The organism is Weissella tructae (assembly GCF_000732905.1).
Taxonomy (GTDB): Bacteria; Bacillota; Bacilli; order Lactobacillales; family Lactobacillaceae; genus Weissella; species Weissella tructae.
Genome location: NZ_CP007588.1, coordinates 166,654 through 190,032, shown reverse-complemented (window position 1 = coordinate 190,032; position 23,379 = coordinate 166,654). Strand labels below are relative to the sequence as shown.

At 39.2% G+C, this 23,379-nt stretch carries 21 protein-coding genes, 4 tRNA genes, 1 rRNA gene and 1 other RNA gene; 3 read left to right on the top strand and 24 right to left on the bottom strand.

From position 1 onward, the window contains the following. Positions 1-26 precede the first annotated feature (26 nt). The 4 genes from WS08_RS00885 to WS08_RS06810 all read right to left on the bottom strand — a co-directional run bounded on the left by WS08_RS00885 (position 27) and on the right by WS08_RS06810 (position 2,503). Positions 27-428, bottom strand: a complete 402-nt coding sequence (locus WS08_RS00885; protein ID WP_009495538.1) for a hypothetical protein — start codon at positions 426-428, stop codon at positions 27-29. 177 nt (positions 429-605) lie between these two features. Further along, on the bottom strand, positions 606-1,259 hold the full coding sequence (locus tag WS08_RS00880; protein ID WP_009495540.1) for an immunoglobulin domain-containing family protein: 654 nt from the start codon (positions 1,257-1,259) through the stop codon (positions 606-608). 182 nt (positions 1,260-1,441) lie between these two features. Continuing rightward, positions 1,442-1,735 carry a hypothetical protein gene (locus tag WS08_RS00875; RefSeq protein WP_009495542.1) on the bottom strand — a complete coding sequence of 98 codons (294 nt, stop codon included), beginning with the start codon at positions 1,733-1,735 and terminating at the stop codon, positions 1,442-1,444. Positions 1,736-1,801: 66 nt separating this feature from the next. Next, the gene (locus WS08_RS06810) at positions 1,802-2,503 is read right to left on the bottom strand and encodes a helix-turn-helix domain-containing protein (RefSeq protein ID WP_009495544.1); all 702 of its coding nucleotides are present in this window, start codon (positions 2,501-2,503) and stop codon (positions 1,802-1,804) included. Positions 2,504-2,649: 146 nt separating this feature from the next. On the opposite strand from WS08_RS06810, the gene WS08_RS00865 reads away from it, so the two are divergent. Beyond that, entirely contained in the window at positions 2,650-2,844 is a 195-nt protein-coding gene (locus WS08_RS00865) for a helix-turn-helix domain-containing protein (RefSeq protein ID WP_009495546.1), read from the top strand. 37 nt (positions 2,845-2,881) lie between these two features. Further along, positions 2,882-3,007 (top strand): hypothetical protein, encoded by a 126-nt coding sequence (locus WS08_RS06985; RefSeq protein WP_267134622.1) that lies wholly within the window; start codon positions 2,882-2,884, stop codon positions 3,005-3,007. Between the two features lie 520 nt (positions 3,008-3,527). On the opposite strand, the gene WS08_RS00860 is transcribed toward WS08_RS06985, so the two are convergent. The 4 genes from WS08_RS00860 to ssrA all read right to left on the bottom strand — a co-directional run bounded on the left by WS08_RS00860 (position 3,528) and on the right by ssrA (position 6,346). Beyond that, positions 3,528-4,598 carry an HpaII family restriction endonuclease gene (locus tag WS08_RS00860; RefSeq protein WP_009495547.1) on the bottom strand — a complete coding sequence of 357 codons (1,071 nt, stop codon included), beginning with the start codon at positions 4,596-4,598 and terminating at the stop codon, positions 3,528-3,530. Between the two features lie 25 nt (positions 4,599-4,623). Beyond that, positions 4,624-5,544: a DNA cytosine methyltransferase gene (locus WS08_RS00855; protein ID WP_009495548.1), complete on the bottom strand. Its 921-nt coding sequence runs from the start codon at positions 5,542-5,544 to the stop codon at positions 4,624-4,626. Then, entirely contained in the window at positions 5,541-5,738 is a 198-nt protein-coding gene (locus tag WS08_RS00850; RefSeq protein ID WP_267134624.1) for a helix-turn-helix domain-containing protein, read from the bottom strand. The genes WS08_RS00855 and WS08_RS00850 overlap by 4 nt, the downstream gene beginning before the upstream one ends. A gap of 244 nt (positions 5,739-5,982) precedes the next feature. Then, positions 5,983-6,346, bottom strand: a transfer-messenger RNA (tmRNA) gene (ssrA, locus tag WS08_RS06805). Positions 6,347-6,529: 183 nt separating this feature from the next. Here ssrA and WS08_RS00845 point away from each other — a divergent pair. Then, on the top strand, positions 6,530-7,516 hold the full coding sequence (locus WS08_RS00845) for a GMP reductase (protein ID WP_009495550.1): 987 nt from the start codon (positions 6,530-6,532) through the stop codon (positions 7,514-7,516). Between the two features lie 324 nt (positions 7,517-7,840). On the opposite strand, the gene WS08_RS00840 is transcribed toward WS08_RS00845, so the two are convergent. The 16 genes from WS08_RS00840 to rrf all read right to left on the bottom strand — a co-directional run bounded on the left by WS08_RS00840 (position 7,841) and on the right by rrf (position 23,300). After that, positions 7,841-8,080: a hypothetical protein gene (locus WS08_RS00840; protein WP_009495551.1), complete on the bottom strand. Its 240-nt coding sequence runs from the start codon at positions 8,078-8,080 to the stop codon at positions 7,841-7,843. Positions 8,081-8,090: 10 nt separating this feature from the next. Continuing rightward, positions 8,091-8,357: a hypothetical protein gene (locus WS08_RS00835; RefSeq protein WP_009495552.1), complete on the bottom strand. Its 267-nt coding sequence runs from the start codon at positions 8,355-8,357 to the stop codon at positions 8,091-8,093. A gap of 186 nt (positions 8,358-8,543) precedes the next feature. Continuing rightward, positions 8,544-10,109: a ribonuclease Y gene (gene rny / locus WS08_RS00830; protein WP_009495553.1), complete on the bottom strand. Its 1,566-nt coding sequence runs from the start codon at positions 10,107-10,109 to the stop codon at positions 8,544-8,546. Positions 10,110-10,256: 147 nt separating this feature from the next. Then, a complete protein-coding gene (locus WS08_RS00825; protein WP_009495554.1) occupies positions 10,257-11,837 on the bottom strand; it encodes an HAD family hydrolase in 1,581 nt (526 codons plus the stop codon). Between the two features lie 64 nt (positions 11,838-11,901). Then, positions 11,902-11,991, bottom strand: a tRNA-Ser gene (locus WS08_RS00820). Positions 11,992-11,996: 5 nt separating this feature from the next. Then, a tRNA-Met gene (locus tag WS08_RS00815) sits at positions 11,997-12,070 on the bottom strand. 13 nt (positions 12,071-12,083) lie between these two features. Continuing rightward, positions 12,084-12,173: transfer RNA gene (locus WS08_RS00810), tRNA-Ser, on the bottom strand. A 145-nt stretch (positions 12,174-12,318) separates the two neighbouring features. After that, the gene (locus WS08_RS00805) at positions 12,319-14,529 is read right to left on the bottom strand and encodes a copper-translocating P-type ATPase (RefSeq protein WP_009495555.1); all 2,211 of its coding nucleotides are present in this window, start codon (positions 14,527-14,529) and stop codon (positions 12,319-12,321) included. 300 nt (positions 14,530-14,829) lie between these two features. Further along, a tRNA-Leu gene (locus WS08_RS00795) sits at positions 14,830-14,913 on the bottom strand. A gap of 74 nt (positions 14,914-14,987) precedes the next feature. After that, entirely contained in the window at positions 14,988-17,153 is a 2,166-nt protein-coding gene (locus tag WS08_RS00790) for a Tex family protein (RefSeq protein ID WP_009495556.1), read from the bottom strand. 18 nt (positions 17,154-17,171) lie between these two features. Next, positions 17,172-17,615 (bottom strand): hypothetical protein, encoded by a 444-nt coding sequence (locus WS08_RS00785; RefSeq protein ID WP_009495558.1) that lies wholly within the window; start codon positions 17,613-17,615, stop codon positions 17,172-17,174. 169 nt (positions 17,616-17,784) lie between these two features. Continuing rightward, the gene (locus WS08_RS00780) at positions 17,785-20,460 is read right to left on the bottom strand and encodes a calcium-translocating P-type ATPase, PMCA-type (protein WP_009495560.1); all 2,676 of its coding nucleotides are present in this window, start codon (positions 20,458-20,460) and stop codon (positions 17,785-17,787) included. A gap of 111 nt (positions 20,461-20,571) precedes the next feature. After that, positions 20,572-21,120, bottom strand: coding sequence for a ribosome hibernation-promoting factor, HPF/YfiA family (hpf, locus tag WS08_RS00775; protein ID WP_009495562.1), 549 nt, complete (start codon positions 21,118-21,120; stop codon positions 20,572-20,574). Between the two features lie 109 nt (positions 21,121-21,229). Further along, positions 21,230-21,550 (bottom strand): ComF family protein, encoded by a 321-nt coding sequence (locus tag WS08_RS06870; RefSeq protein WP_144242007.1) that lies wholly within the window; start codon positions 21,548-21,550, stop codon positions 21,230-21,232. A gap of 342 nt (positions 21,551-21,892) precedes the next feature. Further along, positions 21,893-23,113 carry a DEAD/DEAH box helicase family protein gene (locus WS08_RS00765; protein ID WP_009495564.1) on the bottom strand — a complete coding sequence of 407 codons (1,221 nt, stop codon included), beginning with the start codon at positions 23,111-23,113 and terminating at the stop codon, positions 21,893-21,895. A gap of 70 nt (positions 23,114-23,183) precedes the next feature. Then, a 5S ribosomal RNA gene (gene rrf / locus WS08_RS00760) occupies positions 23,184-23,300 on the bottom strand. Positions 23,301-23,379: the final 79 nt, after the last annotated feature.

Genomic DNA, 23,379 nt, shown 5'->3' with positions numbered 1-23,379 from the left:
CTACTCTTTCGAGTGGGCTTTTTTGTTTAGTAATACTTACTTTGATTTATTGCTTCAATAACTACTCTGTATGTTTTAGAATCCCAATGAAAGATTTTTTGAGTCCACGTCTTTGCGTTTTCTGAAAAAATTACGACAATGGCTGGAGTTTTCCCTCCCATTGTCATAGTGTTTCCTACATAAAGAGTACGATTGATTTGATTTAATAAATTTTTATCCCAAATCCCTACAGTGATTAATTTTTCCCACTCTTGTGTTCCTACTGCCGGAAAAGATGAAACGTATCCTTTCGTCTTTGATCTAAAAATATCTTTAATCTTATTCCACAATAATCGAATTATTGGGATTACTACTGCGAAAATAAACAACAACACTAAAATTAATGCCAATAACAAAAATAATATCCCCATTATTGTTGATGATTCCATAAAAACTAAACTCTCCTCCTCCACCTTTTTACGTCAGTCCTATCTGGACGTATATTACTACTCACATCAGACTTAACCTGAAACTGGTTTGTTTTTTTATTACGAGGATTCATCCCCTATAAAACATAACGGGACTCGAACCCGTATTACGCTACCTAGCTATGGTCTTTAAATCTATTACTTGTATTCTGGTGCTGTGATTGAATCTGTTGTTACAGAGTTCTTTTCTTCTAATGTCCACTTACCGAAACCAGAGCGGTTAGTGTGCTTAAAAGTTAATTCAGCGCTGTAGCCCTTTTCAGTAGTCGTATAGTAGACATCCATTTGAATATCGCCCTTAGATCCACCACGTACATTAGTAGGCTTACCATATTTAGCTAACGCTCCCTCTAATGAGAAGCCATTAATAGCCATGTTCTCAAAATCTTCAAAAGAAATAGCTTGGTTACCAAGTTCTGTATTAGCAACTAGTGCGTCCATTTCATAAGTCTTGCTGTCATTTTCTGACTTTTCTTTAGCCTTAGATTCTGATTTAGCTTTTTTAGAAGCTTCTTTTTCAGATTTTGCCTTAGCTTTTGACTCTGACTTAGCCTTTTTTGATTCTACTTTTTCGGACTTTTCTTTGGCTTTTTCTTCATTCGATTTACCACCAAAATTAAACAAGCTTTTTAGCCATCCAAAAAAACCGTCATCATCACTACTTGACGCACCTACAACCAGTACACTATTTGCTTGTACAGACACAGCAGTAATAATAGTTGTTGTCATAGTTGCGACAGCCATTAGTGGCAGTACCAAAATCATTAGCTTCTTAAACAGATTTTTACTCATTATGCTCTCCCTAAATCCCCATATAGCTTTTAACGTCATTCCCTTACGGACGTATGTACGCCACCTTAATGATGGCATCAAGGGATGCATTACACCGTTGCGCATCAATAAGCACTCAACAACAAACATTGACCTTAGATATTAAAAAACACTCTCCTAGTTTCTGTACGCACTCAATTAATTTATTTACCCTCGGGATAAATAGTGTTTTTCTCTATCCATTCTTTCACGGCTGCTACTGGGTAGACCCGTTTTGGTTCGCCTCCCGCTTGCTCAGGCGGAATCTCCAAATATGGGATTCTATATCTCACTCTGTCCCAGTACGTTCGATTAAGACTAGTCTTTGTATATGCCTCCGATTCGGTTCTATAAACGAGGTGCTCAGACTCGCCTTTTAGCTCCGAAACTGCTTCTGAAAACACTTTATACATATCATTGAATCCATTAATCAAGAAATCTACTTCTTGTGGTGACATTACATCCTCCCATTAATAATTTCAGTGCTGATATGTGTCTGTGTGTTCCCATCCCCTGTTATTTTGTTAGTCATGTAACCTTGCATATAAGCTATCAAACTGTTTCTTTGGCAATAATTGCTTATTTTTTTCTTCTTTATGTGCTTTAACTCTTTCTTCTTTTATCTGTTCCCCGTGTACCTGTATCTTTAAACTCGCTTCATGTAACACGTTTTTAGCATACTCATCCATGATAGGGTCATGATCATTGAAAATAATCTTCGTTAATTCTTCAAACTCCTTGAAAAAATCACTATTATCTTTTTCAAAAAAACGAGACATGTAGTCTGCTGACCGTCCCAAACTAGTTAATTTTTCCACTCTTTCAGGAGTTAATTCGCCGCGCCAAGACAATTTTCCGATAGTGTGGTCAAATACATTATTGTGTATAGACAACCCTCTGAATAAATCTTTTTGAGCTTCTTCTTTATTTGATAATTCATCAAATTCTTCCCAAGATTGCTTATATTCTTGTTCGTCTTTAGATGAATCTAACTTGTACAAAGCATTTTGCAATGTCTCTTGTGTAAATGCTGGCTCATCCGTTAAACCTTGTAAATACGGTACATCCAGTCCAAAAAAACTAGCTAGTTTCCCCCATACTTCTAATTTTGGTTCACGATCACCTCTCTCGTAATTGGAATATGTATTTACGGGGATGTCTGTCCCCTCAGATACATCTTTTTGAGTTAAGTTATTTGATTGTCGTACTTCTTTAAGTCTATTCATAAGAAAAACCCCTCTTGTATACAACAAATATTAACATGAACACCCCAATTTGAAAACTTTTTTAGCAAAATTGTCGACTTTTCATTTTGGGGTGTTTAGTATTTTGTTTGTTGACGCTCCCCGAAATGGGGTTAAAGGAGGTAGATATGGCCCAAATCAACAACGACCTTGTTACAGCAGTAAAACGTAAACGTGGAGAACATAACTTGAGCGTTATAGACCTTTCACGAAAGACAGGCGTAAGCCGTTGGACTTTGGACAAGATTCTTAGTGGGGAACGAACTAACGTTAAGCCACAAACCATTGAAAAGCTGAACGATTGGCTTTACAAATTGATTTAATTAAACAGCGCTCGTCAACGCTTAAAGGAGTAACAAGATGACTACTGTCATTCTACTTATGCAATTCTTCATGATGTTTGTAACTATGTTAGGGGTTATCACATTGGTAGTAACTACTCTAGAACGAACATACAACATGATCATGAGTGCTCTATCTCATTAGATAGACACATCTAGACCTAAGCAAGTCATTAAACTACTACATGCAGTTATTTTATTTACATCTTGCACTAGCGGTTTTGGGATGGATGAACAACTTAAACTGCCCCCCTTAGAACCTTACATTGATAGTTGAAAAAAGTTGAAGTCTGACCCTGTTAAAACATGTTGTTGCTACCTCACAAAACCCTACATAAATCCTAGAAAAACCTAGACACGGAATACTACTTTTTACTGCATTGGACCTAATAAAATCTAGGATTAAAATACTAATTTTTACTAACCTAACACACTGGAAAATACTACGAATTACTAGGATGAAATGATAACTTTTACTAACCTGCAATGATAAGAATTACTAGGATGAAATGATAACTTTTACTAACCTGCAATGATAAGAATTACTAAGGTAAATGATGACATTTCCTTCCTGAATTACTCTTACACATCACAATCAGCATTTATTTCTCTACTGAGATTTAACAAAAAAAACATCCGATGCATTTCGGATGTTCTCATAAACGTTATTTTTCAAACCTAATCTGTACAGATAATTTAAACATTCCACCATCTTCAATGCTTTCTAGCATACCTGATCCTGTTCTTCCAGTAGATGGAGTATCGAACTTCGTATGATTGTATAAATAACTTCGTAACTTATTACGATCATAGATATGATAGCATAAGATTTCTCCATCATTCTTCACAACAATATATCCACCATTCGCATCTTCTAACCCATTCCAAATGGTATTTGGCTCCATTCCCAGCGCAGTAGCCACAAGGAAGTCTTTAATTTTATGCTCGATTAATTCTCTATCTTCTTCGTACTTTTCAGAATAATATTTTACAACTTCAGGCATTCTCTTACCTTTTACAAAATAAGATGATAATACTAAATATGACAAAATTTCAGGCAAGCGAAAGTCTATCATTTGTAAATTACGGTGAAAGATTTGACTGCTTACTTGACTATAATTCAAGTGAATTTGTTTCTCATATATTTTTTGAATTCGATCTTTGATTTTAGAGGGCGTATTTATAGCGTTCACCTCTGCTTCAAACGAGGTCGGAAACGACTTACTGGTTTGATAAGTAAATACAGTCGCTCCAGAGGAGTTAACCAATGTTGGTTCACCCCCAATATATGATTTCACACTAAATCCTACATTAGGTGTTAATCCTGTATACTCATCATGCACTTGGAATACTAAATCTTTCTTACTATCACTAGGTGCTTTAATTTTATCTAATAAAATTGTCTCCAAAAAACTTTCAATCTCAGGGATTTCAAAGGATCTCCCCTTACCATTCCTAATTCCTTCTAAAACAAGCGGCGCATGTTTTACAAATTCTGAAATCGGTATACTTAATTTATGTGTCCCATTATTATAAATTACAATTACATTTCGATTCGTATCTCTCAAATACTCACTATCAGTTTTTTCAACTTGGTTAATAGCTTTTAAGACTGTGTAATATACATCTTCCATTTTATTCAAGTCTTCGTCTGCTGCAAATAGTTTTCCCGTTGCTAAGACCGATAAAAACACATATAACTCAGACCATTCACCCTTATTTATCTTATTTGCCATATCTCTACTCCTTGTATCCCAATATTTAGTTCTTCGACATTTGGTTCTTCATAGCATCAGCGACTGCTTTAATCATAGGAACTGCTACAGAATTACCAAATTGTCGATACATTTGTGTACGTGACACTGGAACAACAAAATCATCCGGAAATCCCATAATACGTTTAACTTCTAACTGTGACAATAAACGAATTCCCGTTTCGCCTCCTTTTACAAAAGTTCCTGTTAATCGTTGGATTTTGTGATAACTAGCAACCAATGTTTTAACTTGTATATCTGATTCTTTGTCAATTATTTGCGGACGACCATCATCTTTTTTAAATAAATATGATTCCTGTAATCGATTTGAAATGGAATAACCGTCTGGATTTGATTCTAAAATACTACCTACCGGAACCTTTTTATTGTCTCCCTCTGGAATATCAAAATTAGTGATATTTAAATCTTTATGAAAACCAACAATCATAACTCGTTTACGAACTTGTGGTAATCCAAAGTTTTGTGCATCTAACACTTTATACGATACATCATATCCAGCTTCATCTAAAGAAGCCAAAATGACTTTCATAGTATTACCTTTGTCATGAGTCAGTAATCCTTGAACATTTTCTAACAGAAACATTTTTGGTTGGTGGTGATTGATAATTCGTAAGACATCAAAAAATAACGTCCCCTGAGTGGCATGCATAAAGCCTTCTCGTTTCCCAATTGAACTAAAAGGCTGACAAGGGAATCCAGCTAACAACACGTCATGATCAGGAATATCATTGGCATCAATTTGAGTAATATCTCCCTGAGGTACCTCTCCATAGTTTGCTTCATATGTTTTTTGCGCAAATTTATCCCATTCAGAACTAAACACGCCCACAGTATTTTCATCTTCAAAACCTTGTCGAATCCCACCAATTCCTGCAAATAAATCAATAAATTTCAATTTTTCTGTCATACTTCATCACCTTGATTTTCTGTAAATTCCATTATGTCACCAATTTCACACTTCAATGAGACACAAATTCTCTCTAGCACTTTTAATGAAACTCCTTGATTCTTACTCAGTCGAGCTAAGCTAGCTGACGTAATTCCACATTTAGACATTAACTGCGTCTTATTTAAATTATTATCAATTAATATTTTCCACAATTTATTATATGATATTGCCAACTTCTCGGATTCTCCTTTAATGATTTAAAATTCTACTTTTATAGAATTATAACGCAGATACTATTTTCCTCCAAATAAAAACCGTCATCTCATAACAAGACAACGGCAACTTATTGACGGGCGCTATTTAATTCAAGTGTCTGAATTAGGTTTAACCTGTCTACACTCATTTACCCCAAAACCATTGATAAGACTGTGTTTCAAGCACTTATTTACACCCATAAAATGGAGCCGAGGGGATTTGAACCCCTGTCCTAGCATCACGGCACTAATACTTCTACGTTCATAGTTACATCATTTAAAGTTCATCAGCTGCACGCCATGTAACACGGCGATCAGATGACTAGATTGATTATCCTCTTCGTAGAAACCCCAATCAGAGGCCGCTACGCGCAGATTACTAAGTTTATAAAACCATTCAGTAGCCGGTAATCACAACTAAGAATGATCACGTGTGCTGTTTTTTAAGCAGCGACAGCGTAGTTGTTTGAATTGTTTGCAGTTAATTCGTCTGAGTGGATTATAGGGCCACAACCCCTAAACGCAATACTAGCTCGAACAATACTAGTCGATTCCAAAACGACCCCGTTTTGTTACTCCGTATATTATACCAAAAAACGAACGATTAGCGGTATAAAATCTAAACATATACCATTAACCGAATTATATTGTGTTTTTTTAATTATATTTCGTGTATAATCTAATTCAAGCGGTCTATTAAATAAATAACAGACCAAAACACGAACTTTAATTGATGAAAGAGGATAACAATGATTGAAACAAAAGTATTTGATTACGAAGATGTGCAACTTATTCCACGCCGTTGTATCTTAACTAGCCGTAGCCAAGCGGATACTAGCGTGACACTAGGTAACTTACAATTCAAGCTACCTGTTATGCCTGCCAACATGCAAACCGTATTGGACGAGGAACTGTCATTACAACTAGCTTTGGATGGTTACTTCTACGTGATGCATCGTTTCGATCCAACAACACGTATCGCTTTCATCAAAGAAGCACATGCAAAAGGTACATTTGCTTCGATTTCTGTTGGTGTTAAACCTGAAGAATATGCCTTCATTGACGAATTAGTCACTGAACACCTAGTACCCGAATATATCACGATTGATATTGCCCATGGTTACTCAGATTCTGTCATTGATATGATCCGTTACATCAAGGAAAAACTGCCTGAATCATTTGTTATCGCCGGTAACGTTGCAACACCTGACGCTGTTACTGCGTTAGAAGACGCTGGTGCAGACGCTACCAAAGTTGGTGTTGGTCCAGGTATGGCTTGTATCACAAAGCTAAAGACTGGATTTGGTACAGGTGGTTGGCAATTAGCCGCCATCCAACAATGTGCTGAAGTCGCAACTAAGCCCATTATTGCTGACGGAGGCCTACGTACAAATGGAGATATCGCTAAGTCAATTCGTTTTGGTGCCACAATGGTGATGGTCGGTTCTATGTTAGCTGGTCATGATGAAAATCCTGGTGAGTTGATGACGCTAAATGGTGAAACATTCAAAGCTTACTTTGGTTCAGCTTCACAATTCCAAAAAGGTGAATACAAAAACGTCGAAGGAAAAAAGCTAATGGTGCCATACCGTGGTAGCATTCATTCAACATTACGCGAAATGCACGAAGATCTACAATCTGCGATTTCATATGCCGGTGGTTCTGATTTGAATGCATTAAAGGATGTTGATTTTGTCATTGTTCCGAATACAATTCGTAGTGGTGACCATTTCTAAACAATTGCATAAATTAAAAACCACGCCAGTGAATCCGGCGTGGTTTTCTTTATGTCTAGCATACGTTTCGTTTAAATCGTTTTAACTACTCTATATACGTCTTACAATGTATTTCACGATGATTTATATTAAATATACACAAATCCGCTCTAAATTCCGCCTACTCACGATTGAATAAAAAAAGAACCCCTGCGCGTTGGGGTTCTTCTGAGTCAGGCTAGAGTTGTCTCATAACACGTGTTATGTGGCGTAACTCCGCAACATTCTGAATACGATTATTATACCCTATTCACTTGTAAAATAAACAGTTTTCTTTCATTTTCATTAGACTTTCGACACCGAAAGCACTGGTTTTTCCTCTAAAATTTCGGCTTGAATCTCCTGTACATCCCCGTATAAGTGCTCTCCGTTAGCTTTTAACAAAAATTCGATTCGCTTTAAAACTTTTAAAGTTTTTTCTGCTTGTTCGAGTGTTACGCTCTTATCAATCCGGTCAATTGTCCAAATAACGTCTTTTGCACGGTCACTTGCATCCATAATAAAAGTCACATTTAACTTAGCCATATCCGCCTCCTTAGTTTCCAATCGTTGTTAGCGTATTTTTCGTCAACAAAATGTGAGAAATAACTTCCTCTTCTCCCATATCCATAAAAAATTGTGCCATAGACATCAATTCGGAATCACGAACATTAGATACTACAAATAATGTACGCAATAATTGTGGGGCTGCTCCTTTGCTAGTCCCACTTGTTGCTTTTTTGGCTTCATCTTTCGTCATATAGCCATAGAATTTTGCTTTTGAAATTGGCACTTTTACAGTTGGTTGGATTGGTTCACTCATGTCTTCGCCTCTCATTTCACATTGATTGTCTGTAATCGATCAACAAAATAAAGGCCTCCTCTTGTTATCCCACAACATACCCTACCTCCTTAATATAGAACCTCTTAGGCTCACTTCTACACTAACGAGACATATCCCTATTAAGACGCAAAAAAAGAGCGACAACCGAAGTTATCGCTCTTTTCTTTATTTCGCGTATTCAATTGAACGAGATTCACGAATAACCGTCACCTTAATGTGACCTGGGTAATCTAACTCTGTTTCAATTTGTGTTTTAATATCATGTGCCAAAACAGTAGCCTCTAGATCAGACACGGCTGCTGGTTCAACAACAACACGTACTTCACGACCAGCTTGGATAGCAAATGACTTATCAACACCACTAAATCCGTTGGCAATTGTTTCCAATTGCTTCAAGCGTTGTACATAGTTTTCCAAAGATTCTGAACGAGCCCCTGGACGAGCAGCTGAGATTGAATCTGCGGCTGCTACTAATTCTGATACAACGAATTCTGGTTCTACATCATTATGGTGAGACGCAATTGCGTTAATGATTTCTGGACGTTCGCTGTACTTGGTTGCCAATTCAACACCCAATTCAACGTGTGATCCATCAACATCATGGTCAATCGCCTTACCAATGTCATGTAACAAACCAGCACGCTTGGCTTGTGTAACATCTTCTCCAAGTTCCGCAGCTAACAAACCTGATAGCTTCGCAACTTCGATTGAATGAACTAGGACATTTTGACCATAACTTGTACGGTAGTTCAAACGTCCAATTGTCTTAATCAAATCAGGATGCATGTTATGAATCCCTAGATCAAAGACAGCTTGTTCCCCAACTTCACGAATATGTTCGTCCATCTCTTTACGAGACTTTTCAACAGTTTCTTCAATACGAGCTGGGTGAATACGTCCATCGGAAATCAACTTGTCCAATGTATTCTTGGCGATTTCACGACGAATTGGGTCATAACCACTCAATACAACCGCTTCTGGTGTATCGTCGATAATAACGTCAATTCCAGTTACTGTCTCCAAGGCACGAATATTACGTCCTTCACGACCAATAATTCGTCCCTTCATATCATCATTAGGCAAATTAACAACTGAAACAGTTGTTTCAGCTACCATGTCCGCTGCAGAACGTTGAATGGCACCAACGATTAATTCCTTGGCACGCTTTTCTGATTCAGCATTGGCTTGGGCATTGCTTTCCTTAATCATGACTGCACGTTCGGCTGCTAAAGCATCCTTCGTTTCAGCTAACACGCGTTCACGTGCTTCTTCTTGATCAAGATTGGCAATTTCACTTAACTTTGTTTCTCGTGCATCAACCAAAGCATCTGCATGCTTCAACTTATCTGAGACACTTTGACGTTGTTGATCCAGAATCTTTTCCTTATCAACAACTCCTTCTTCGCGCTTTTGCAACGAAGCATCTTTACGATCTAATACAGATTCACGACTAACAAGTCGTTCTTCTTGTACTTTTACTTCTGAACGACGTTCTTGTAGTTCAGATTCAATACGGTCTTGGTAACGTTGGCTTTCATCTCGAGCTTCCACCAAAGCAGACTTTTTTAATTGTGTCGCTTCGACAGTTGCTTGATTCGTGATATCTGTTGCATTTCTATGGGCATCTGAAAGTCGCTTATTAATTGCTTTATTCGCAAAAAAATAACCCAGAAAACCACCGATTACGATTGCGGCAAACGAAACAAGGATAAACATGAGTAAGTTCTCCATTATATTTCTCCTGTCTCTATGTTAGTAACTACTAACACGATTTGGGTGCTATTCACACAAGTTTAATTTTAAGGTTTATACGTGTTAATGTCAATTTAATGACTGCTGGATTACAAAAAAATAGAGACCTAAGTCTCTATTTCATAATTATTTCAATTCTGGGTCTAACAAGTTCAAAATAAGTGTCATAATTGCACGAATTAAAATAGCCAAGTTTGGCACAATTAGCCATTCGTTAACACCTAATTCAGTTGTAAATAATGCAGCGACCAATAAAATTGTCCAAAGCGTCCAGCGTACTGCTGTCCAACGATTAATACGGCGCATTTTCAATGCCGTTTGATGTACGACAGACATTTGTTCCATTTCAGCCAACATAATATCCGCACTACGTTCATTATCACCTGATTTGATGACAACGGCAGGGTCAACCTTCGCTGGCACTGCACCAGTCGTTAAGAATAACGTTGGGACTTCTTCTGCCCATGATGCTTGTTGCGCGTATTGTTGTGCCGCAGTCAAATCTGCTTGCACGGTAACAACACTCTTCATGATTTCACGAACTGGTCGTACAGAACCCATTGTGTCAGTTGTCGCCAGACGTACATCCATACCATATGTCTTAAAGTATTGATCAAGATCACCTAAATCACGTCGGAAACTCTCACCGTAATTTACCGCCCCAATAACGGTATCGTCATGAACTAATAAACGGACTGAATTTCCCAATGCTAAAATAGCTTCCAGTCTGTTAGCGTTCACTTTGTATTGTTGTTGGTGTGCATATGATGCCATCACTAATGCATATTCAGTCTCAAACACTTCCCCTTGGACACCAACACTTGGTAAGACGGTTTGTTCTGCAACAGGCACTGGATAAACACCATGCTCTTTTGCAAATTCAACAACGGTACGACTAAATTCATCAGATAGATCAGCTTCTAAACTAGCCACAATCGTCAAAACGTCATATTCACTCAACTCGTTTGTTAGTGAATTGACTGAGTATACTTTGAATCCTTGGTCAGTTAAGATACCTTGTTTTTCAACAATCACATTTTTAAGACCTGGTAATTGGTCTAAACTGGCATCACGCAAAACGTCAATACCATGATTAGATAGTCGTTGAATTTCTTTCTTGCGTAATTGACTGACGCGAATCATTGGCCAACGTGGATCTGCAACCATAAACAAAGAACCACTTACCAAAAGCGCTACTTGTATGTCACCACGGTAAGCAAAAATAGCCAAGCTACAGAAGCCCATCAGTGCAATAACAGCTGTCAATGCACGTGTTTTACGTTGCATATTAGCAGGAAAGCGTCCTTGTTCTTCTTGATTTTGGCTCCAATTTAAAGTCAAATACACAATACAAACACTCAAAAAGTAAATAGGCAATGTAACACCCATAAACAAATCATGCATTGTACTGTGTTCCATGTATCGCCAAATAATTACAGATAGTAACATCACTTGTCCAAAAGCGACTAAGATCACAGATCCCGTCCCATTTGCTTTTAATTCGCGTACTGTTTGACGCAACATTTGGACGCTTGTCCATAGAATAAATAATGCGCTAACAGCCATCAATCCATAGGTAACACGTTCATCGGTTAAATGATAAATTGCTGGAATATCCCCAAATACAGGTAATAACACTCCCGTGACAATCGTCATCAACAATGCGATTCCTGCATAACTTAGAAAATGTAACTTTAACTTTTCCATACTCAGCCTCCCATTTTGGTTAAAAAAAAACATACCCCAAGCATTTGGGATATGTTTTTAAATAAGGAGAATGTGGGATTCGAACCCACGCGCCGCTTTCACGACCTGACGGTTTTCAAGACCGTTCCCTTCAGCCAGACTTGGGTAATTCTCCATAAATTGCGGGAGCAGGATTTGAACCTACGACCTTCGGGTTATGGGCCCGACGAGCTACCAGACTGCTCCATCCCGCGATAATAAAAGAAAAGGAGGATGTGGGATTCGAACCCACGCGCCGCTTTCACGACCTGACGGTTTTCAAGACCGTTCCCTTCAGCCAGACTTGGGTAATCCTCCATAACAATAGTATATATTACATCGAATACCGCTTAACGTCAACCTTTTTTCTAATATTTCTCCATTAATTACGGTATATGTCTACACAATCGCGCTAATAAAGAAAAAACAGCTCACAGAAATGCTCTGCAAGCTGTCCACAATATTATTTAACTTTCAAACTAAGTGCATTTAGCGCCACAATAATGGTTGAACATGACATTAATACCGCACCAGCCAATGGGCCGAGTACAATACCTACAGGCACCAAAAGTCCAGCCGCCAATGGTAAGGCAATGACGTTATAACCAGCACCCCACCACAGATTTTCAATCATCTTACGGCGCATATTCTTTGCTAATGTGACCAAACTAAGAATATCCGCTGGTTTAGAATCCACCAGAATGACGTCAGCAGAATTAATAGCCACCGCAGTTCCTGCGCCAATTGCAACACCAATCGTTGCTTGTGCAAGTGCAGGCGCATCATTAACACCATCCCCGACCATAATAACACCCGCTTTTTCTTGATATTGTTTTACCAACGCAACCTTATCTTCTGGCATTAATTGTGCATGCATTAATTTAATGCCCAAGACATGTGCGACCTTTTCAGCGGCAGCTTGATTATCACCTGTCACCATTACAGGTTCAATGCCCATCTTTCGCATTTCAGTCACAAGGTGAGCAGCGTCTGATTTAATTTCATCCCCCGCGGCAATTAATCCACAGACAATATTATCAACCACGACAAAACTCACGGTATACCCTTGCTTCATATTATCTTCATAACTAGCTTGATCGTATGCAATGTGATGTTGATCTAGATACGTGGCATTAACGACTAAGACTTCACGACCATCAATCTGTCCCATAACACCTGCCCCAGGCATGTTCATGAAGTTTGTCACCATTGGTACATCTTGAGCATCTGCCTTAGCGACAATTCCTTGTGCAAGAGGGTGTGTACTATTTTGTTCCAACGCAGCCGCTAAACGTAATACATCGTCCTTAGTCATATTGTCGTCAAAAGATTGCACAGCATGGACGGTAAATTTACCTTCTGTTAGTGTCCCTGTTTTATCCATTAACAGATAGCCAACTTCGTTAATTTGTTCTAACGCATTACGATTTTGAATTAACAAGCCACTTTGCGCTGCAAGCCCTGTTGTACGCGCTGCAACTAAGGGAATCGCTAATCCCAAGGCGTGTGGACAAGCCACAATTAGAACCGTCACAACAAATGGTAATGCGGCACTAAATCCTGCAATACTTGTCCATACAATTAATGCAATCAACGCCACTGTAATTGCTGCATAAAACAACCAGCCCGCCACACGGTCTGCGATATTTTCAGCATTGGATTTTTGTTGCTGTGCTTGGTTCACTAATTGTTGCACTTGCGCCAAGAATCCACTGGTACTTGTTTGTGTCACCTGCATGGTAAATGCGCTATTCATATTTTGCGCACCACCGACCACGCTATCCCCAACATGCTTCATAACCCCCTGAGACTCACCAGTCAAAAGAGATTCATCTAAAGTAGGCATTCCAGAAATAATCGTTCCATCCATCGGTACACGTTCATTCTCTTTAACAACGAGTGTCGCATCTGTTGTGACATGATCAATTGGCATATCCTGCGTTTGACCATTCGGCAAGATAACATGCGCCTGTTTAGGCACTAATTGGGCCAGTGCGTCCACAGAATCACCGGCTTGCATCACTGTTTTCATTTCAATGATATGCCCTAACAGCATAATAACGATTAAACTCGCCAACTCCCAAAAGAAGTCCATCACGTGAGCATTTGCAGATAATGCGTTAACAACTGTCGCATACACACTGTAAAAGTACGCCACACTAATCCCCATCGTAATCAACATCATCATTGCTGGCTTTTTACTTTTCAACTCTTGCTTTGCACCATCAAAGAACGGTTTTCCGCCATAAAAAAACAAAATTGAACCCAATGCTAAGACCAGCCAATTTTGGCCTGGTAATCCAGTTATCGTAAACGGTAAATTCATTCCCATCATCGGAGATAATACAATGACGACCGCTGTTAATGCTAATGACACCCAGAATCGACGATTCATATCTGCCATATCCATCATATGATGCATATGTCCTGCTGACATGTCCATTCCCTCATGATGGCTCATATGCATGTGGTCATCCATGTTCATCATGTCATGATGCATCGTATGGTTCTCACAGTGTTCGTTGTGTTCGTTGTGTTCGTTGTGTTCGTTGTGTTCGTTGTGTTCGTTGTGTTCGTTGTGTTCGTTGTGTTCGTTGTGTTCGTTGTGTTCGTTGTGTTCGTTGTGTTCGTTGTGTTCGTTGTGTTCGTTGTGTTCGTTGTGTTCGTTGTTCATGATGTTCCTCCCCGTTTTTTAACGCAATAAGCAATAAATAACAGCGTCGTCACGGAGGTTCATCTTCGACCGGAAGTGGTCCATCTTCTTCAGAGGATGCAATATCAACATCCAGCCCACTGACCATATGCATCACAGGTTGTGGTACATTTATTAACTCAATGTCAGTTACCTGACAACAACAGGTTTCACAGTTACTCATACGCATCCTCCTTCCATTTCTCTTACTATTAATATGTTAACACATATTTCAACATTAAAAAAAGACACCTCTAAATACATAGAGATGTCTTTATTATATGCGGTCGGCGGGAATCGAACCCGCACAGTATTTCTACCACAGGATCCTTAATCCTGCGCGTCTACCAATTCCGCCACGACCGCGACGTGTACATTTTTGTGTACACCATATCCTATCAAACTATCTCCGTAATCACAAGATAGCCTGCTTGAACTTATTACGCGTTTTCTTCTTTTGGTGGTAACATCGTTAGGCCAATTCGTTGTCGCTTCATATCGACATCAATCACCCAAACTTTAACAATGTCTCCAACCGCCACAACTTCATGTGGATTATTAACACGACGCTTAGACATACGTGAAATATGGACTAATCCATCTTCATGAACACCTAGATCAACGAACGCACCAAAGTCGACCACATTACGTACCGTCCCTTGAAGTTGCATCCCCGGCTTCAAATCTTTCAAAGATAAAACATCAGAGCGTAAGATAGCACCGCTGGCACTATCACGCAAATCACGTCCCGGTTCACCTAGTGAAGTCATAATGTCTTCTAATGTTGGTAGTCCAATTTCAAGCTCATCAGCAAGTGCTTGCTTGTTAAGCTTTTGGAATGCCATTTTAGCATCATTACCAGGCTTAGTTGCGACCTTTTGTAATAGTGCTTTCGCAGCTTTATATGATTCTGGATGAATATCTGTATTATCTAAGACATTTGTACCATCAGGAATACGAAGGAATCCAGCGGCTTGTTCAAACGCCTTAGGACCCAATTTGGGCACCTTTTTTAGCGCAGCACGAGAACCAAAAGGACCATTCTCATCACGATATGTCACGATGTTCGATGCGGTTGTTTTTGTTAACCCTGCAATATGCATCAACAATGGCGCTGATGCTGTATTCAAATTAACTCCAACTTGGTTAACTGCTGTTTCTAGAACTGCATCCACAGCTTGATCCAATTCTTTCGTTGGTAAGTCGTGTTGGTATTGTCCAACCCCTACCGCTTTTGGATCGATCTTAATCAACTCCGCCATCGGATCTTGTAATCGACGAGCAATTGAAATGGCAGAACGTTGTTCTACTTGTAGATCCGGGAATTCTGAACGTGCCATATCACTGGCCGAATAGACAGATGCTCCAGCTTCATTTACCACAGCATATTGAACACCAGGTAATTCATCACGAATTAAATCAGCAATAAAGGTTTGTGATTCACGACTAGCTGTCCCATTTCCAATTGCGATTAATTGTACGCCATACTTCTTAACTAAGTTAACAATGATTTTCTTCGCTCCAGCAGGATCGTACTTCGCAGCCTTATGTGGGTAAATGACAGCCTTATCCAAATATTTACCATTTTCATCAACCACCGCTAGCTTAGATCCTGTACGAATTCCAGGGTCAAAACCAAGAACGATTTGTCCACGCAATGGTGACGCCATCAATAAGTGATATAAGTTTTTACCAAATACATCAATCGCATCTTGAGATGCTTGTTCGAATAATTCCTTACGTAACTCACGTTCAATCGCCGGCCCAATGAATCGCTTATAAGCTTCTTGTGCTGCATTTTGTAACACATCAACTGACGGACCAGTCTTAGAACCAATTAGACGGAAATTCAAATAACGTAAGATACTTTCGACATCAACATCCAAACCAGCAGACAAGACACCAGCCTTCTCACCACGATTAATTGCTAAGACTTGGTGATTAGCTAATTTTTGCATCGGCATAGCAAATTCATAATATAACTTATAAATCTCTTGCGGATCCTTTTCTTGACTACCACGTTTTTGCTTGACCACAAGCTGCGCATTCTTACGTGTATATTGACGTACCCAATCACGTAATCCCGCATTTTCTCCAATGACTTCAGCAAAAATTTCGTTAACCCCTGCGTAAACGTCATCAATTGTGACGATATCTGCATCAGGATTCACATACTTTGCAGCAACATCATCTAAATTAACCGCTGAGAACTTTTGTACTTCTTGCGCAAAAGGCATCAAGCCAGCTTCTTTAGCAATTGTTGCTTTCGTACGACGCTTTTGCTTGTACGGTAAGTAGATATCTTCAACCATCTGCATCGTTTCAGCATTTTGTAGCGTCTTAGCCAAAGCATCATTCCAAGCACCTTGCTCAGTAATCGCCTTTTGCACGGTTTGCTTACGTGCTGCTAAGTCTTCTAAACGCTTAGTAACAGATTGAACATCACGAATTTGGACTTCGTCCAAGTCACCAGTCGCCTCTTTACGATAACGCGCAATAAAAGGGACTGTATTTCCTTCTGCTAACAGAGCACTGACTGCAGATACTTTATGTACCGGCAAATCTAACTCTGCAGCAGTTTGCTTAATTAATGCATCCCCACTCATATTTTTAACCTCTTTAAATTACAAAACTGATGTCAAAATACGGTTAATTTGTGCCGTAAACTTATCCATCAAATCTTCTTGTGCCACTTCTGATTCACCAAAAGCAGGTTGTGCAATTTCTTGCTTTGTTACATCCAATGATTCTGCCATTTGACGTGTGGCGTCAACATATTCACGGTATGTTGTCATCATGCTTTGGTGTGTACCCATAACACGAACAGGTGCCTTCAATTGCTTCATACGTGTAATTGTTTCTTCGTATGCTTCAACTGTTTCATCAAATTCAGCCGCGATTTCTTGGAATTCATTTTTAGGCATTTCGGCCAACTTGTCAGCTTGCATTGCTTCTTCTAGCTTAGCAAAGAAAGGTGCAACATTTGTTCCGATTTCTTCTGTCTTTTGTACAATTTCACTCAATTGCATTGCGTATTGTTGTGGGTTTCCAAACTTGTTCTTAACCATGATTATTACTCATTTCTATATTAGATTTTGGTATCTATTATACCACAGACCTTGTAGCTGACTGGTTCTAACAGTATAGATCAACGACCATAAAAAAAGACAAATTCAACATTTTGAATTCGTCTTTTTATACCTTATTTTAATTCATATAACTTGATTCAAGCCATATTTATCCTTTATGCAAGACACGACGTTGGAATAGTTTTACCAATTCAACAATCGGAATAATTGCAAATGAACTACCTAGAACCAATAACCATTGATGCCAATCTAATTCTGTCACATGGAAAATCCCATTTAATCCAGGAACTAATACAGTTACCGCCATCAATGTCGCTGCAATCGCAATACTCCAATTGAATGCCTTATTACTAAATGGCTTAATCGTAAATAATGATTGATAAATACTCTTAGCATTAAAGGCATGGAACAATTGAATTAATCCCAGAGTAATGAAGGCCATTGTCAACGCATCAGCGTGAATTGCCGTATCCGTTGCATGTACTGGATATGTTAATGCAAACCAGTAGACAAACAGTGTAATGGCTCCTTCTAGGATACCTTGATAAATAATCGCACTACCTAGTCCACCAGACATAAAGTTTGTCGTTCGTCCTCGTGGTTTTTGTTTCATGATTCCTGGCTCACCAGGTTCAACTCCCAACGCAATCGCTGGCAAAGTATCTGTTACCAAATTAATCCACAAAATATGAACTGGCGCCAAAATACTCCATCCCATCATTGTCATCACAAACAAAGTCAACACTTCACCCAAGTTTGCTGACAATAGATATTGAATGGCCTTTTGAATGTTAGAGAACACCTTACGCCCTTCATCAACCGCATGGACAATCGTAGCGAAATTATCATCTGCAAGAATCATATCAGAAGCTCCCTTTGAAACTTCTGTTCCTGTAATTCCCATCGCAATTCCAATATCCGCAGTCTTCAACGCTGGGGCATCATTGACACCATCTCCAGTCATCGCAACCACTTTATTTTGCTTTTGCCAGGCCTTAACAATTCGCACTTTATGTTCAGGCGCCACACGTGCATAAACTGAATAGTTCACAACTTGCTTATCAAATTCAGTGTCTGACAATTGATCCAATTCAGCTCCAGTAATGATGGCCTCATCACCCTGTGTCTCTTCTAAGATACCCAAACGACGTGCAATGGCCGCAGCCGTTACTTTATGGTCTCCGGTAATCATCAACGTACGGATACCCGCAGATTTTGCTTCTAACACGGCTTCTTGAACACCTGGACGTTCAGGATCAATCATCCCAACAAATCCAACAAAGACTAAATCATCTTCAATTGTTTCACTTGTAACGTCTGTGGGCAATGTTTCCACTTCACGGTATGCAAAAGCCAAAACACGCAATGCTTGTCGTGCCATATCATCGTTCACATTAAGCAACGTTGTCTTTTCATCATCTGTCAATGTGTGAACCTTACCATCAACCAACTGTCGCTTAGCACGCTTTAATAATTCATCAGGTGCTCCCTTAACAGTAATAATAATCTTCCCATTCATTTCATGGAACGTAGACATTAGTTTACGTTCTGAATCAAAAGATAATTCATTAACACGTGGATATTCCGCCAACAAATCAGGTACATGACGCCCTTGGACTTCATTAAATGTAATCAAAGCCGTTTCCGTTGGGTCACCCAACTTCTCACCATCTGAATTAATTTTCGTATCATTGTTCAAAGCCATGATGTCCGCTAACATTTGTCCATCACTAGCCAACGGTGTATCTGCATTAAATAAGACACCATCAACATAGTACTTTTCCACGGTCATCTTATTTTGCGTCAATGTTCCCGTTTTGTCGGAACCAATGATTTGTGTTGCCCCTAATGTTTCAACGGCGGGTAGCTTACGCATCAATGCATGACGCTTTGCTAAACGTGTTGTTCCAAGCGCCAATGTAATCGTCACAATGGCCGGCAATCCTTCTGGAATGGCCGCAACGGCTAAAGCAATGGCTGTTAGTAACATCTCCATCACGGTTTGACTTGTTGCGCCACCTGGGGCACGTAGAATCCCAACAATGAATACAACAACGGCAATGACTAAAATCATAACCGTCAATACCTTACCTAATTGCGTTAGACTTTCTTGCAATGGTGTCTTGGTTGCTTGCGTCTTGTCTAACATACCCGCAATCTTTCCGACTTCTGTTTGCATTCCAGTTGCCGTAACAATTCCAGTTCCACGACCGTGGGTCACATTAGAACTCATAAATGCCAAATTAATGCGATCACCTAATGGTAGATCTACATCATCTAATGTTTGCGCATCCTTATTTACAGGAACTGATTCTCCAGTTAACGCGGATTCTTCAATTTGCAAATTGGCTGTTTCAATTAAGCGCAAGTCAGCTGGCACAACGTCACCAGCTTCAAGCATAACAATATCACCTGGTACTAAGTTAGCTGCAGGAACTGTAACAACTTGTCCATCACGTAATACATTCGCATTTGGCGCAGACATTTTTTGCAATGCGTTAATTGCATCTTCTGCCTTAGACTCTTGAAAGACACCAAAAATCGCATTCAAGAATACCACGGCTAAGATAATTAATGCGTCTGCCCCTTCACCCACAAATACTGAAATCAGTGCCGCAGCCAACAGTACACCAATCATCAAGTCCTTAAACTGATTCAAAAACTTCTCAAGCAGCGTTGTTTTTTTAGCCCCTTCTAAGGCGTTTTCCCCATAGGTTGTCAGACGGGCTTTTGCCTCTGTTTGACTTAATCCTTTTTGTAAATCTGAGTCTAATTCATGAGCAACCTCATCTGGTGTTGCTTGATAAAGATTCTTATTAGACATTCCCATACCCATATATCCTCCCTAAAAGAAAACCCACGCTGATAGTCATCAGACGTGGATTTGATTTTTATTTCTAAGTCATCTTAGAAAGTCTATTTTAATTTTAGCACTTTATTGTTCACCGTCCAACAAAGCATACTTGTTATCCTTACGCTTATAGACAACCCCTGGTTGGTCCGTTTCAGCGTTAATGAAAATGTAGAAGTCGTGTTGCAACAATTCCATTTGTAGCACTGCTTCTTCTGGATCCATTGGCTTTAGTTCAACACTCTTCTTACGCACAATGTTCAAGCTGTCTTCTGGTTCTTCAATATCAATGTCTTCAACATCGAACTCTAGTCCCTTATAGCCCTTTTCACGTGACTTACGGTTAACCTTTGTCTTGTACTTACGTACTTGACGTTCCAACTTTTCGACAACGAAATCGATTGCTTGATACAAATCTTCTTGTGTATCTTCCGCACGTACTAGTACGTATGGTGTTTGAATCAAGACTTCTACTGTAAATTGCTTGTTCTTATTTGCTGTCAACTTTACATGGGCTGTATAGTCGGCGTCATCCTTAAAATAACGCTCCAACTTTGAAACACGCTTTTCAACGTATTCTTGGATAGCCTCAGTTACTTCAAAATTAATTCCACGAACTTGATAGTTTAACATAATAATTCTCCTATCTACATCCCATCATTTTCATGATGTTTTTTTTACTAATCTCTTAGTATTAATATTATAACGTAGTTCAATTAAGTTTGAAAGCGTTATCAACCTTTTAACGTGCTAACGACACACTCACAATGTCAACAAACCCATACCTACGTAAGCAGGACGTCGCATGAGAAATTGTTTGCCCAGTGGTATAAATATCATCTACTAGACAAATTTTCTCACTTTTATCCGGTAACTTCATATCAAAATTCATCATAAATGGTTGTGTACTTTGTAATCGATCAATGCGACTTAATGTTCGTTGCGATGTTTTCTCATATGCAATACACTTCAACATGCTATGAATGACTAATCCATCTAATAATGCTTCAACTTGATTAAATCCCCGCTGGTCAAGCGTCTCACGACTGCTTGGAATTGGCACAATTATACGATGCCCCAGCTTTCGAATCTCCCTTTGCAGCTCTTTAGAAAATACTTCTCTTAAATGATATCCCCCCGAAAATTTAAACAGATCGATATAAGCTCGCATAGCATCATTATAAGCGTACAACGCAACATGTCGCTCTGTTTTACCTCGTGCCTTACATTGCCTACACTTATCTTTATTAACTGCATTTCCACACCAATAACAGCGATTTGCTTTCACTGGTTGAAATGCTTGCCGACAAAGAACGCATACCCTGACAATTGTCTGTTTAAAGGTACACATTTCTAAGTAAATAACTCAGATTACTCGTTATTACTTTCTCACATAAACAACAATTCATTTGTTCATCCTCTTAATTTCTGAATATGCTCGCGTTATTTTACGCATTTTCCATTCACTGTACACATAGACATATCCCGTCGGCCTATCGATAGATCGACCACAACGTCCCGCGATTTGAATTAACGATGCTGTACTAAAAATCGCTGATTCTGCGCCAATAATCATGACATCAATTCCCGGAAATGTGACCCCACGTTCTAGCAAAATCGTGGTAACCAGATAGTGTGTCTGCCCACGCTTAAAATGTTTGATTGTCTCTGATCGATTTTCAATACCCGCATACACTATGCCTACCGATTGGCCTAACACTGATTCAAGGATATTTTTGACGTATACACAGTCTTTAATTTCTGGCACAAAAATTAAGATTGGGCTCTTTTGATTTTTCAGAACCTGTAAAGCATCTTTTGGAAATTTCCGCCGCCAATTTCGACAATATCTAATTATCAGATTCGGTAATGGATACCCATGAAACCTACAATATAACTGTAACGTATGCTCCTTTGTAATTCCATATTGTTGATGTAAATCATTTGGCAATGTTGCCGTTAAACAGATTAAGCGACCATTTCGTTTTAATGCCTTTGTAATCGCACCTTGTAACCAGCTATTCCTATAGACAGGAAATGCATCACATTCATCCACAATGACTAAGTCGAATGCGTCTTTAAATTTAAATAACTGATGAATAGTCGCAAATACTAGCTGACCATACTGATGCGTATCTTTTTGTTCCCCGGTCATCGTTGTTTGTGTCACATTAAAGATTGGTTTTAAACGTGCTGCAATTTCATGGACCACATCAACTCGTGGTGCCACAAAGGCTACCCTCGCATAGGCACTCAGGTATTTTTCTAACACAGGATACAACATTTCTGTCTTGCCCGCCCCAGTAACTGCGTGTACCAGTTGATTTTCTTTTGTCTCTCTACATAAGTACTCCGCAAGCTTGGCTTGCTGACTGGTTAATGTTCCCTCCCAACGCATCAAAGATTTGGGTACATCAATTCTTTTATTTGTTGCTATAACTTCTAACGACTTATGATCAGTGACCGTTCCCATAGATGAACAAGTCCAACAGTATTTCCCTTGTGGACCGACCATCCACCTTAATACCTTTGCCTGACATCGATTACATCTTTGCTTACTTATTGCACTCATACCATTAAATGCTACAACATATTCACGCCCTACATCATTGTTTTCTCTTTTCATATGAATAGAGCGTCTTAAAAATAAAAGAACGCAAAAAAAACACCATCATTTCTGATGGTGTTTCTCGTTTGCATTGCGACGTCCTATCCTCGCAGGGGGCGATCCCCCAACTACTTTTGGCGCTATTGAGCTTAACTTCTGTGTTCGGTATGGGAACAGGTGTGGCCTCAATGCCATCATCACAACACGATATTTTCAAGACTTACGTCTCTCAAAACTGAATAATATGTAAATTTTACTTCACTCTTTAATTGAGCCTTAACACC